This is a genomic window from Bradyrhizobium sp. WCU1 (assembly GCF_053474805.1).
The window spans coordinates 6,798,617-6,811,394 of the sequence record NZ_CM130280.1 but is presented as its reverse complement, the minus strand read 5'-3'; the positions used below and the strand labels follow the sequence as shown (position 1 = coordinate 6,811,394).

Sequence of the window (12,778 nt, the reverse complement as noted above, 5' to 3'; positions counted from 1 at the left end):
CCCTCGCGTGAGGAAAATGGCCTTGATTCTGATCTTGAGGGCAAACTCCGGCCTAAACCCGGAATCCGCGTCTCGCTCGATTTAGCCTGCGGCGTTTTAGACGGTTGTTTGCGGAGGCGCAATCAATCGTCGCCTCAAAACTTCGCAATTCATTGAAATGTCAATGATTTTTTAGTTTGCTGAAGTTTTCCGGCAGATTCCGGCGCCGCGCGCTCATCTGGCGGGGGCAACCGCCGAAATTATGACGAAGGCCTGCGCCAGCGGCCAATCGTCCGTAATCGACAGGTCGATCTGCGCCTGCATGCCCTCGGGCGTCAGTTCCTGGAGCCTGGCCAGCGCCCCGCCGGTCAGCCGCATCGACGGCCGCCCGCCGGGCAGGTTCACCACCCCCATGTCCTTCCACCACACCCCGCGCCGGATACCGGTGCCGAGCGCCTTGGAGCACGCTTCCTTGGCGGCGAAGCGCTTGGCGTAGGTTGCGACCACCATCTTCTCGTTGTTGGCGCGGCGCATCGCCTTGGCCCGTTCGGCGTCGGTGAAGATGCGATCGAGGAAGCGCTCGCCATGGCGCTCGATCACCTTGGCGACCCGGGTGATGTCGATCAGGTCGGAGCCGATGCCGATGATCATGCGCCGGCCACACCCTGCGCCTTGGCGCGGCCGCGGTCCATCGCCGCGCGCATCTCGCGCACCGTCCCGGCGATGCCGACGAACAGCGCCTCGCCCATCATGAAATAGCCGATGTTGAGCTCGCGGATTTCCGGCAGCGCCGAGATCGTCTCCGCGGTCTCATAGTCGAGCCCGTGGCCGGCATGGACCTCGAGCCCGGCCGCCTGCGCGAGCCTTGCGCCGTCGACGATGCGCTTCCATTCGGCGTCCGCCTTGTCCTTGTGGCCATCGACGACGGCGTCGCACCAGCCGCCGGTGTGGATCTCGATCACGGGTGCCTTCAGCTTCGCGGCCATCTCGATCTGCCTGGGATCGGCCGCAATGAACAGCGAGACCCGGATGCCGGCATCATTGAGCCGCGCGATGAACGGGGCCAGCGCATTGTGCTGGCCGACCACGTCGAGGCCGCCTTCGGTGGTGAGCTCCTGGCGCCGTTCCGGTACCAGGCAGACCGCGTGAGGCTTGGTGGCGAGCGAGATCCGCAGCATGTCGTCGGTCGCCGCCATCTCGAAATTCAGCGGCCTCGATATCTCGGCCTTGAGCCGCGCCATGTCTTCGTCACGGATATGGCGGCGATCCTCGCGCAGATGCGCGGTGATGCCATCGGCGCCGGCCGCGATCGCAGCAAGCGCCAGCCGCACCGGGTCGGGCCGCGCCCCGCCCCGCGCATTGCGCAGGGTCGCGACGTGATCGACGTTGATACCGAGACGGAGCGGAGCAGCCTTTAACATGTCTCTGACCTGTAGTCCGAGCCTGTCGGGCACGGGCGTCGCCGTTTGCAGGACGGGGTCGCTTCCGCCCGCCGACGCCGCGCGCATCGATCCTTACCCATTGACGCGCTCGACCCGTGCAACGACGGCCTTGGCGCGCAACTGCGCGATGATAGCGCTGAGATGCTTGAGGTCATAGACCTCAAGATCGATGGTCAGCTCCGTGAAGTCGGGCGATTGACGCGACATGTGGATGTTGTCGATATTGCCGTCATGCTCGGCGATCACGGTCGCGATCTGGGCGAGGCTGCCGGGTTCGTTGACATTGTGCACCAGGATCCGCGCCGGGAAGCGCTGCGGCATGGTCTCGTCGATGTCCCAGCGCACGTCGAGCCAGCGCTCCGGCTCCTCCTCGAAATCCTTCAGCGCCGGCGACTGGATCGGATAGATCGTGATCCCCTCGCCCGGCGTGACGATGCCGACGATGCGGTCGCCCGGCACCGCGCCGCCGTTCGGCGCGAACTTCACCGGCAGGTCGGAGTTGATGCCGCGCACCGGAATCACCGAGGCGGCGCGCGCCGGATGCGGCGGGGTCTGTGTCTTCAGCTTGGCGGCAAGCCCCTTCTTGGCGCCGTAGCGCACCAGCCGCTCTTCCTTGTAGTCGGGATACATCGCGCGCGCGACATCGGAAGCCTTGATCTCGCCGCGTCCAACCGAGGCCATCACCTCCTCGATCGAGGTGCGCGCGAGCCGCGGCAACGCGCCCTTCAATTTGTCGTCGGCATATTCGATCTTGGCGCGGGCAAACAGGCGGTCGACGATTCGGCGGCCGAGGCCGGCATACTGGTCGCGCACGGCATCGCGGGTGGCACGCCGGATCGCGGCGCGCGCCTTGCCGGTGCGGGCGAGCGCCTCCCACGCCGATGGCGGCGCCGACTGCGCCTTCGAGGTCAGCACCTCGACCTCGTCGCCGTTCTGCAGCTCGGACGACAACGGCGCGAACTTGCCGTTGATCTTGCAGCCGACCGCGCTGTTGCCGACGGCGGTGTGCACCGCATAGGCGAAGTCGATCACGTTGGCGTTGCGCGGCAGTGCGATCAGCTTGCCCTTCGGGGTGAAGCAGAACACCTGGTCATGGAACAGCTCGAGCTTGGTGTGCTCGAGGAATTCTTCCGGATTGGAGCTCTCCGAGAGGATGCCGATGGTGTGGCGCAGCCAGGCGAAGGCGTTGGATTCGTGCTTGAGCCGCTCATGCGGCGAGCCGGCCCCTTCCTTGTAGAAGGCATGCGCGGCGATGCCGAACTCGGCGATCTGGTTCATCTCCTCGGTGCGGATCTGCAATTCGACGCGTTGCTTGCCCGGACCGATCACCGTGGTGTGGATCGAGCGGTAGTCGTTCTGCTTCGGGGTCGAGATGTAGTCCTTGAAGCGGCCCGGCACCACCGGCCAGGTGGTGTGCACGATGCCGAGCGCGCGGTAGCAGGCGCCGACGTCGTCGAGGATGACGCGGAAGCCGTAGATGTCGGACAGCTGCTCGAAGCCGACCGACTTGCGCTCCATCTTGGTCCAGATCGAAAACGGCTGCTTGCGGCGACCGAACACCCGCGCGGTGATGCCGTTCTTCTGCAGGTTCTTGGAGAGCTGGGTTTCGATCTCGCCGATCAGATTGCGGTTGCGCTCGGCCAGGGAATCGAGCCGCTGCTGGACCACGGCATAGGCCTCGGGATCGAGCACGAAGAACGACAGGTCCTCGAGCTCTTCGCGCATCTCCTGCATACCCATGCGGCCGGCCAGCGGCGCATAGATGTCCAGCGTCTCATCGGCGATGCGGCGCCGCGAGGCCGGCGGCATGAACTCCATGGTCCGCATGTTGTGCAGGCGATCTGCGAGCTTGATCAAGAGCACGCGGACGTCGTCGGCGATCGCCAGCAGCAGCTTGCGCAAATTCTCGGCCTGCTTGGCCTCGCGCGACACGAGTTCCAGCCGCTTCAGCTTGGTGAGGCCTTCGACCAGCGCGCCGATCTCGTGGCCGAACACATGGTCGATCTCGGCCCGCGTCGCCTCGGTGTCCTCGATCGTGTCGTGCAGCAGCGCCGCCACGATCGTGGCGTCGTCGAGCTTGAGGTTGGTGAGGATCGCGGCGACCTCGAGCGGATGCGAGAAATAGGGATCGCCGGAGGCACGCGTCTGGGTGCCGTGCGCCTTCATGGCGTAGACATAGGCGCGGTTGAGCAGGTCTTCGTTGGTGTCGGGGTTGTAGGAACGGACGCGCTCGACAAGGTCATATTGTCGCATCATGCGCGTCCGCGGCCTGGCCGGCCGCTCCGCCGCGGACGACGCCGGCGCCACCGCAACCGTTTCGGTTGCAGCCTGCATCTGGATGGAACTGCGGCGTCGATACGCCATGAACTCGCTGCCTCTCGCGCGGGACCGAAGCGTCCCTTCCTCAATCTAGTGCGCTTTCGAACGAAGCTGCACCCCGCGCGGGCCCTGGGACCATTCAATTTCCCGCGCCCGCATAGGACGCACCGTAACAGCGAAATTGTCAACAAAAGCAAAGGCCCGGAGCAATGTCCGGGCCTTTTTCAAATCCGTTCCAAACGAGGCAGCTGAACGACGGGCTTACTCGTCTTCCTCGGGCTGCTCTTCCGGGGGAGCGAGGCCTTCGAGGCCCTTCAGCAGCTCTTCCTCGGTCATGCGCTCGACCGCGACCTCGGTGTCGTCGGCGTCAACGCTGGCACCAGCGGAACCGATCAGCGGCACAGTGTCCGGCTCGGGCTCGTCCACCTCGACGAACTTCTGCAGGGAGTGTACCAGTTCCTCCTTGAGGTCTTCCGGCGAGATCGTCGAATCGGCGATCTCGCGCAACGAAACGACCGGGTTCTTGTCGTTGTCGCGATCAACCGTGAGTTGCGACCCCGACGAGATCATCCGGGCGCGATGCGCAGCCAACAGGACGAGGTCGAAGCGATTGTCGACCTTATCAATGCAATCTTCGACGGTGACGCGAGCCATCTCGAGGCGCTCCGTGGTAAAAGGGACCGAACATGTAGGTTATGAGGGTTAGTTATAGGGCTAGTCCCGGTTTCGCAAGGTAAAATTTGTGATTTGCCTTCCCAACAGGCTCTGATAACCCGGTCCGCCGGGGCCAGAAGGGCCGGAGCGTCTGACGACATGGCTAGGTTGCCGTCCCAGACAAGTAAATCTCTTCATTGCAATGTCAAAAGTCTAGGCTTTTTGCCCTCGCCTCACCATAATTGCGGTGGTGATTGTCGTAGGGAAAGATTCACTGAACTTTAGGCAGCAACGCTGGAAATTGCGCGCGGTCGGTCGTCGTTGCGCTAAGAACACTAACAACTACGCGAGAACACTTTGATGTCGTCACCTGTTTCCAACAAGATCGCGCTCTTCATCGACGGAGCCAATCTTTATGCAACCGCAAAGACCCTCGGCTTCGACATCGACTACAAACGCCTCCTCAAGGAATTCCAGAGCCGAGGAACACTGCTGCGAGCATTCTACTACACGGCGATCATCGAGGATCAGGAGTATTCGTCGATCCGTCCGTTGATCGACTGGCTCGACTACAACGGCTACACCGTCGTCACCAAGGCGACCAAGGAATTCATCGACGCCAGCGGCCGCCGCAAGGTGAAGGGCAATATGGACATCGAGCTCGCCGTCGATGCCATGGAACTTGCCGAGCACATCGATCAGATGATTCTGTTTTCCGGCGACGGCGATTTCCGCTCGCTGGTCGAGGCCGTGCAGCGTCGTGGCGTTCGCGTCACCGTGATCTCCACGATTGCCAGCCAGCCGCCGATGATCGCCGACGAGCTGCGCCGCCAGGCCGACGTCTTCACCGACCTGGTCGAGCTGCAATCCAAGCTTGGCCGCGATCCGTCCGAACGGCCGGCGCCGCGCGAACCGCGTCACCACTCCCCGCAATTCCTGCAGCGCGCGACCACGATGGCCCCACGGGGAGCCGATGACGATTTCGACGAGTAATCTCGTCGCCGCACCGCAGCGTCCCGACAGCAACTGCCAGCTCTGTCCAAGGCTGGCCAACTTCCGCGCAGAAGCCCGCGCGCGCAACCCGGACTGGTTCAACTCCCCGGTGGAGTCGTTCGGCGATCCGAACGCGCGGTTGCTGATCGTCGGCCTTGCGCCCGGTATGCAGGGCGCCAACCGGACCGGCCGTCCCTTCACCGGCGACTACGCCGGGGACCTGCTCTATGCGACCCTGCTCGAATATGGCTTCGCCAGCGGCGTCTATCAGGCGCGGCCGGACGATGGCCTGACGCTGGTCGACAGCCGGATCAGCAACGCGGTGCGCTGTGTGCCGCCGCAGAACAAGCCGCTGCCGGCCGAGATCAACACCTGCCGGCAGTTCCTCAGCGCCACCATCGCTGCGATGCCGAAGGTGTGGGCCATCGTGCTGCTCGGACGCATCGCCCACGAATCGACCCTGAAGGCATTGGGCGTTCGCCTGGCCGCGGCGCCGTTTGTGCACGGCGCCGTGCATAGCGTCGGCAAGTACAAGCTCTACGACAGCTACCACTGCTCGCGCTACAACACGAACACAGGCGTGCTGACGACCGACATGTTCCGCAAGGTGTTCGCGACAGTGCGCAGGGATCTGGAGACCTGACGAAGCGTGGGAGCACCATGCCGGACAATCCATACGTGCCGTTGCGTCCTATCGACTGGGACGCGGACGAGGTGACGACGGCAATCGGGGAGATCGTTGCCGACGCGCTCGCCGGCTTTGACCCCGTGGACTTCTGGCCGGCACACCCAAGTGATGACGGCTTGCCGGACGGCACCGCGAGCTTCTACTTCGGTGCCACAGGGATGATCTGGGCGCTCAACTATCTCAAGTGGGTTGGGGCGACGAAGGCCTCATTCGATTTCAGTCCGATCCTGCCGCGGCTGATCGAGAACAACAGGGCCGAGTTCGCAGAACGGGATTACTCGGCACACGGATCACTCCTGTTCGGCGATCTTGGCAGTCTCCTCCTCGTGATGCGGCTGCAACCCGACGCTGCAGTCGCCTCTCAAATCTATGACCGCGCCGAAGCAAACAGTTCGCTCCCAATCCGCGAACTGATGTGGGGCATGCCCGGCTCAATGCTGGCTTGCATCCACATGCACGAGATGACCGGTGAAGAGCGTTGGCGCGCCCTGTTCAAGATGCAGGCGGCTCGGCTCTTGTCCGAGCTGGAAGACACCGAGCTGGGACCGCTGTGGCGACAGGATCTGTACGGTCATCATCACCGTTGGCTTGGTCCCGTGCACGGCTATGCCGGGAACATGATCCCGTTGCTGCGCGGCTGGAGCTGGCTGGAAGAAGAGCAGCGCGCGTCGCTGACCACGATCATGCCGCAGACCCTGACACGGAACGCGTGGCGAACCGCCGCAGGCATCAACTGGCCGGCCGTCGCCGGCGGCACCGCGCGTCTGTGCCAGCACTGCCACGGCGCACCAGGCATGGTCACGACGTTTGCCGACGCGCCCTTGCAATCGCGTGAGCTGGACGAGTTGCTCCGGCAGGGCGGCGACTTTACCTGGAACGCCGGCCCGCTCAGCAAGGGCTCCAACCTCTGTCACGGCACAGGCGGCAACGGCTACGCCTTCCTGAAGCTGTTCCGCCGGATCGGCGACGCCCATTGGCTTGAACGGGCACGATCGTTCGCGATGACGGCCATCGCCCAATGCCGCGAAGCAAGGTCGGAGCTCGGACGCGGCCGCTATTCGTTATGGACCGGCGACGTCGGTCTGGCGGTCTATCTCTGGGATTGCCTAACCGGCGACCCCCGCTTCCCGACGATCGACGTGTTCTAACGAACGATCGGATTGTCCTGACGCCAGTTGCAGAACCCCGCAAATGCCATAAGCGACGGCCTGCGGGGCTGAGGACATCAGCGAAATTTCGGAATACTAGAAAAGTACCCCTGAGTTGCCCGACGTGTCAAGTTGCTTGGTCGAACGCCGGCCGCTGCCGGCTGCTTTGCATGGGGTTGTTTTCGATATTTTAGCAGCGCTCCCTGCGACGACTGCTCCAGCTAGTTCTTCCGCGGATTGTCCTTCAGCCATTCCAGCACGTCGCCGGCGTTCCGGTCGGGTGGGAACACCGGATAGAACACGTGCGTGATGCGGGCGTCGTCGATCACAAGCGCCAGCCGCTTGATCAGGGTCAGGCCCGCCACCGACATCGTCGGCAACCTCAGCGCGTGGGTGAGTTCGAGCGCCTCGTCCGACAGCACCGGGAACGGCAAATGCAGGCGCGACGCCATCTCGATCTGATAGTCATTGCTTTGCGTCGACAGCCCGAACACCTGCGCGGCACCGGCGGCCTTCAGCTCGGCGAACAGGTCGCGGAAGGCGCAGGTCTGCGGCGTACAGCCGCGCGCACCCGGGATCATGTCCCAATCGTCGACCAGCCCGATCTTGCCGGGCTCGCCGGTTCGCGGATAGGCGAACACCACGGTGCGACCCTCGAGCGCCGACAGCGTCACCGACGTGTCGTTGGTGGCCCGCAAGGTCACGGGCGGGATCGTCATGCCCGAGAGGTGCGCCGCGCCGCCATCGTCCTTCGGCGCCGGGATCTTGCTCCAGTCAACGTCGGTGAGGCTGCCTTGGCTCATCGGCCCATCTCCATCCGTCGTCATCCGAAATGACGACTTGAACGCTACCCCCGCGCCCGCAACAAGCGGCCCTTTTCGCGGGACCAGTCGCGCTTCTTCTCGCTCTCGCGCTTGTCGTGCAGCTTCTTGCCCTTGGCGATCGCGAGCAGCAGTTTGGCACGGCCGCGCTCATTGAAGTACAGTTTTAGCGGAATGAGCGTCATGCCCTCGCGGTCGACCGCCCCGAGCAGCTTGTTGATCTGCTTGCGATGCAGCAGCAGCTTTCGCGGCCGCTTCGGCTCGTGGTTGAAGCGGTTGGCCTGGAGATATTCCGGGATGTTGGCGTTGATCAGCCACAGCTCGCCGTTCTTGGAATCCGCATAGGATTCCGCGATCGTGCTCTTGCCGCTGCGGATCGACTTCACCTCGGTGCCGGTCAGCGAGATGCCGGCCTCGATCGTGTCCTCGATGGCGTAGTTGAAGCGGGCCTTTCGGTTTTCGGCGACAACCTTGATCGGGCGTTCGTTCTTGTCGGCCACTTTAGCTCTTCTTGAGGAGGTCGCGGATTTCCGTCAGCAGCACGACCTCGTCGGACGGCTTCGGCGGTTCGGCGGGCTTGGCCTCATCCTTGCGCTTGAACTGGTTCATGGCGCGAATGACCAGGAACAGGACGAAGGCGATGATCAGGAAGTTCAGCGTCAGCGTCAGGAAGTTGCCCCAGGCCAGCACCGCGCCCTGCTTCTTGGCGTCGGCCAGGTTGGTTGCGGTGACCGCCTTGGAAAGCCCGGTGAAGTAGTTGGAGAAGTCGAGACCACCGGTGATCGCGCCGATGATCGGCATGATGATGTCGCCCACCAGCGAGGTGACGATCGCGCCGAAGGCTGCACCGATGATGACGCCGACGGCGAGGTCGACGACATTGCCCTTCATGGCGAATTCGCGGAATTCCTTCAGCATCCCCATCCCCTTCTGTTCGACATTGCGTACGGCATCATTCACGGCGGCACGGTCCCGGTTCAGTTGATCAGGCCGGCATGCACCATGGCGCTGCGGACGGCCTGGCGGGTCGATTCAGAGACCGGCACCATCGGCAGGCGCAGCTTCTCGTCCAGCTTGCCGAGCAGCGACATCGCATACTTCACCGGCGCGGGATTGCTCTCGATGAACAGGTTGGTGTGCAGCGGCATCAGCTTGTCATGGATCTTCAACGCGGTGGTGACATCGCCCTTCTGCCAGGCGGTCTGGAACTCGGAGCACAGCCGCGGCGCGACGTTCGAGGTGACCGAGATGCAGCCATGGCCGCCATGCGCCATGTAGCCGATGATGGTGGCGTCCTCGCCGGACAGCTGGTTGAAGTCCTCGCCCATCGCCGCGCGCTGCTGCGACACACGCACCATGCTGGCGGTCGCGTCCTTGACGCCGGCGATGTTCTTCAGCTCGAACAGCCGCTTCATGGTGTCGACCGACATGTCGATCACCGAGCGCGGCGGGATGTTGTAGATGATGATCGGAATCCCGATCGCATCGTTGATCGCCTTGAAGTGCTGGTACATGCCTTCCTGGGTTGGCTTGTTGTAGTACGGCGTCACCACCAGCACGGCGTTGGCGCCGGCCTTCTCGGCGTGCTCGGCGAGCTCGATCGCCTCCTTGGTCGAATTCGAGCCGGCACCGGCGATCACGGGCACCCGGCCCTTGGCCTCCTCGATGCACCACTCGACCACGCGCTTGTGCTCGTCATGGCTCAGCGTCGGGCTCTCACCCGTGGTGCCGACCGGCACCAGGCCGTGCGTACCCTCGGCGATCTGCCAGTTCACGAGGCCGCGGAACGCCGCCTCATCGACCGAGCCGTTTTTGAAGGGCGTCACCAAGGCAGTGAATGATCCCCGGAATTTTGTCTTGGCTGCCATGGACTTCCTCCAAACGCTTCAGGCTAAAGGCTAGGTCGACGGACCCTTGTTGTTGTCGTGCTTCACGTCCGTGCAACCGGCACCCGGTTGATGCGAAACGCCATGAAGGGCAATTCATATCGGGTCTGGCCGACAGGCGAAAGGGCCGTACCGTACCTATTCCCAACGGTAATCTGCGGCGCGCAATACCGCGTCCAGCCGCGATTTTGCCGTTGTGCTGGCGCAAACAGCCGCACCGGCAGGCTTCTTAGTATTTTGTCTACGTTTTCAATCAAATAAGAACCCATGGCCCAAACGACCGGTTGATTCGGGGCCGCAGAGGACTTCTGTGATCCGTTCCGTTCGCGCAGGCACATTGCGGTCGACGGCGCTGGCGACGAGCCTGGCGCTGGTGGTCGGCCTTGCCGCCATCACGCCCGATGTTCAGGCCGCCGAGGATGTTCCGGCCGCAAAGCCGGCTGCTCAGGATACGGCTGCAAGGAGCACGGGTTCCAAGGTGGCTGGCTCAAAGCCGGCAGCAGCCAAGAACGGCGAAGCCAAGAAGAGCGAAAGCAAGAAGAGCGAAGCCAAGCATACCGACGCGGCAAAGACGACCTCCTCCAGGTCGAGTGCGGTCAAGACCGACGGCGCCAAGGCCGCTTCTGCCAAGACCGACGCTCCCAAGGCAACGGCCGCGAAGACCACCGAAGCCAAGGGCACGACGTCGAAGGCCACTGCGTCCAAGACGACCGAGTCCAAGACCACGGCATCCAAGCCCGCCTCCCCGGCCGCAACAGGAAGTCTGCCGACGAACAAGCCGGCGCCTGCCCGCGCCGCCGCCCCCGCGCTGGTTCCGGCAACCCGCCAGCATGCCGCGCCGATCGTGCGCAAGCCGGTGCTGCCTGCCGCGGTGGCTGCAACATCATCGACGTCGCAGTCGGACAAGGACGCGCTTGCCAGCGTCGTCGAGTTGCTGCGCAAGCGCAGGCCTTCTGATGCCACCGAGGCTGAAGCCTCGATCTCCGATCCGGTGGCGCGCAAGCTTGCAGAATGGCTGATCCTGCGCAGCGAGGACAATGGCGCTTCGGTCGAGCGCTACCGCGCCTTCCTTGACGCCAATCCGAGCTGGCCGTCACAGACCTTCCTGCGCCGCCGCATCGAAGCATCGCTATGGGACGACCATCGCGACGACTCCACAGTCTGGGCCTGGTTCCAGAATGAATCGCCGGTCTCGGCCAAGGGCCGGCTCGCACTCGCCAAGGTGATGATCGGCCGCGGTGACCGCGGCAATGCCGAACGTTTGGTGCGCGAAGCCTGGCGCAACGACCCGATGAGCGAGGACACCGAAACCACCGCGCTCGATCTGTTCGGCTCGTTCCTGACCGCCGGCGACCACAAGGCGCGCATGGACACCATGCTCTACGGCACCGACAACGAGGCCGCCGGCATCCGCGCGGCCAAGCGTCTCGGCTCCGGCTATCTGGCACTTGCCAAGGCGCGCATCGCGGCCAACCGCAAGGGCTCGAACCTGCGTGCGCTGCTGGAAGCGGTCCCGAGTGACCTGTCCGGCGACACCGGCTATCTGTTCGCCAAGATCCAGCTGCTCCGCCGCGAAGAGAAATTCACGGAGGCCGCCCGGCTGATGCTGAGCGCACCGAAGGAGGCCTCGCGTCTCTACAACGTCGACGAATGGTGGGTCGAGCGCCGCCTGCTGGCGCGCAAGATGATCGACGTCAACGAGTTTCGCACCGCCTATCTGATCGCGCGCGACGCGGCACTGCCCGCCCGCGACATCTACAAGACCGAGCAGGAATTCACCGCAGGCTGGATCGCGCTGCGCTTTCTCGACGATCCCTCCCTCGCCGCCCAGCACTTCGCGCGGATCGGCGTCGGCAGCGCCAACCCGACTGCGCTGGCGCGTGCCGGCTATTGGCAGGGCCGCGCCGCGGAAGCCGCCGGCCGCGGCCAGGAGGCGCGCGCCGCCTATGCACGCGCGGCCGAGCAGTCGACCAGCTATTACGGTCAGCTCGCGCGCGCAAAACTCGGCTTGCCGCAGATCGAGCTGAACAGCGCGCCGCGCGGCCGCGGTGCCGATCGGCTGGAGATCGTGCGCGCAGTCGGGCTGCTCTACGAAATCGACGCGCGCGAGCTCGCGATTCCGATCTTTAGCGACATGGGCGACAATGGCGATCCGGAAGCGCTGGCCGGCCTCGGCGAGCTGACCGCGCGCAATGGCGACGCCCGCGGCATGCTGCTGATGGGCAAGTCGGCACTCAACCGCGGACTGCCGTTCGACCACTACGCCTATCCGGTGAACGGCATCCCGTCGTTCCGCCAGGTCGGGCCCGAGGTCGAACAGAGCGTCGTCTACGCGATTGCGCGCCAGGAGAGCGCGTTCAATCCCGCCGTGGTGTCGCCGGCGCAGGCCTATGGCCTGATGCAGGTGACGCCGGACGCCGGACGCTATGTCTGCAAGCGCGCCGGCATCGGCTTCGACCTCAACCGGATGAAGACCGATCCGGTCTACAATGCGATGCTCGGCGCGGCCGAGCTCGGCGGCCTGCTCGAGGACTATCGCGGCTCCTACATCCTGACCTTCGCCGCCTACAATGCCGGCCGGGGCAGCGTGAAGAAGTGGATCGAGCGCTACGGCGATCCGCGCGACCCCAAGGTCGACGCGGTCGACTGGGTCGAGCTGATTCCGTTCTCGGAGACGCGGAACTACGTCCAGCGGATCATGGAGAACCTGCAGGTCTACCGCGCCCGCTTCGGCGGCGGCACCAGATTGCAGATCGAGGCCGACCTGCACCGCGGCACCAGCGCGGAGTGAGCCGGCGCGACCGGTTTTCAACAGGCCCGCGACAGGCGACTTGCCATCGCCACCCAA

Annotated in this window: 12 protein-coding genes; 4 read left to right on the top strand and 8 right to left on the bottom strand. The window is 64.3% G+C overall.

The features are described 5' to 3' along the window. Window positions 1-213 precede the first annotated feature (213 nt). From acpS to rpoZ, 4 genes are all read right to left on the bottom strand, one after another. Window positions 214-630: a holo-ACP synthase gene (gene acpS / locus ACTUWL_RS31925; protein ID WP_021078359.1), complete on the bottom strand. Its 417-nt coding sequence runs from the start codon at window positions 628-630 to the stop codon at window positions 214-216. Next, a complete protein-coding gene (locus tag ACTUWL_RS31920; RefSeq protein ID WP_035650976.1) occupies window positions 627-1,400 on the bottom strand; it encodes a pyridoxine 5'-phosphate synthase in 774 nt (257 codons plus the stop codon). The genes acpS and ACTUWL_RS31920 overlap by 4 nt, the downstream gene beginning before the upstream one ends. Before the next feature lie 93 nt (window positions 1,401-1,493). Further along, window positions 1,494-3,785, bottom strand: a complete 2,292-nt coding sequence (locus ACTUWL_RS31915) for a RelA/SpoT family protein (protein ID WP_021078357.1) — start codon at window positions 3,783-3,785, stop codon at window positions 1,494-1,496. A 216-nt stretch (window positions 3,786-4,001) separates the two neighbouring features. Beyond that, window positions 4,002-4,394, bottom strand: a complete 393-nt coding sequence (gene rpoZ, locus ACTUWL_RS31910) for a DNA-directed RNA polymerase subunit omega (protein ID WP_016844003.1) — start codon at window positions 4,392-4,394, stop codon at window positions 4,002-4,004. 360 nt (window positions 4,395-4,754) lie between these two features. Here rpoZ and ACTUWL_RS31905 point away from each other — a divergent pair, with 360 nt between their 5' ends. From ACTUWL_RS31905 to ACTUWL_RS31895, 3 genes are read left to right on the top strand one after another with little or no spacing between them, the layout of a single operon-like run. After that, window positions 4,755-5,387 carry a LabA-like NYN domain-containing protein gene (locus ACTUWL_RS31905; protein ID WP_016844002.1) on the top strand — a complete coding sequence of 211 codons (633 nt, stop codon included), beginning with the start codon at window positions 4,755-4,757 and terminating at the stop codon, window positions 5,385-5,387. Beyond that, window positions 5,368-6,030: a uracil-DNA glycosylase gene (locus ACTUWL_RS31900; RefSeq protein WP_021078356.1), complete on the top strand. Its 663-nt coding sequence runs from the start codon at window positions 5,368-5,370 to the stop codon at window positions 6,028-6,030. Before ACTUWL_RS31905 ends, ACTUWL_RS31900 begins: the two co-directional genes overlap by 20 nt. A 17-nt stretch (window positions 6,031-6,047) precedes the next feature. Continuing rightward, on the top strand, window positions 6,048-7,223 hold the full coding sequence (locus ACTUWL_RS31895) for a lanthionine synthetase C family protein (RefSeq protein ID WP_021078355.1): 1,176 nt from the start codon (window positions 6,048-6,050) through the stop codon (window positions 7,221-7,223). Window positions 7,224-7,444: 221 nt separating this feature from the next. Here the strand turns inward: ACTUWL_RS31895 and ACTUWL_RS31890 are convergent, their stop codons facing one another. Genes ACTUWL_RS31890 through dapA form a run of 4 tightly spaced genes read right to left on the bottom strand, consistent with a single transcriptional unit; the run spans window position 7,445 to window position 9,912 of the window. Beyond that, window positions 7,445-8,026 carry a peroxiredoxin gene (locus tag ACTUWL_RS31890; protein WP_021078354.1) on the bottom strand — a complete coding sequence of 194 codons (582 nt, stop codon included), beginning with the start codon at window positions 8,024-8,026 and terminating at the stop codon, window positions 7,445-7,447. Between the two features lie 44 nt (window positions 8,027-8,070). Further along, window positions 8,071-8,544: an SsrA-binding protein SmpB gene (gene smpB / locus ACTUWL_RS31885; protein ID WP_021078353.1), complete on the bottom strand. Its 474-nt coding sequence runs from the start codon at window positions 8,542-8,544 to the stop codon at window positions 8,071-8,073. Window position 8,545: 1 nt separating this feature from the next. Beyond that, on the bottom strand, window positions 8,546-8,962 hold the full coding sequence (mscL, locus tag ACTUWL_RS31880; protein WP_035650973.1) for a large conductance mechanosensitive channel protein MscL: 417 nt from the start codon (window positions 8,960-8,962) through the stop codon (window positions 8,546-8,548). Between the two features lie 59 nt (window positions 8,963-9,021). Then, window positions 9,022-9,912 (bottom strand): 4-hydroxy-tetrahydrodipicolinate synthase, encoded by an 891-nt coding sequence (gene dapA, locus ACTUWL_RS31875; protein WP_021078351.1) that lies wholly within the window; start codon window positions 9,910-9,912, stop codon window positions 9,022-9,024. Between the two features lie 328 nt (window positions 9,913-10,240). Here dapA and ACTUWL_RS31870 point away from each other — a divergent pair, with 328 nt between their 5' ends. After that, on the top strand, window positions 10,241-12,721 hold the full coding sequence (locus ACTUWL_RS31870; protein WP_021078350.1) for a transglycosylase SLT domain-containing protein: 2,481 nt from the start codon (window positions 10,241-10,243) through the stop codon (window positions 12,719-12,721). Window positions 12,722-12,778 lie beyond the last annotated feature (57 nt).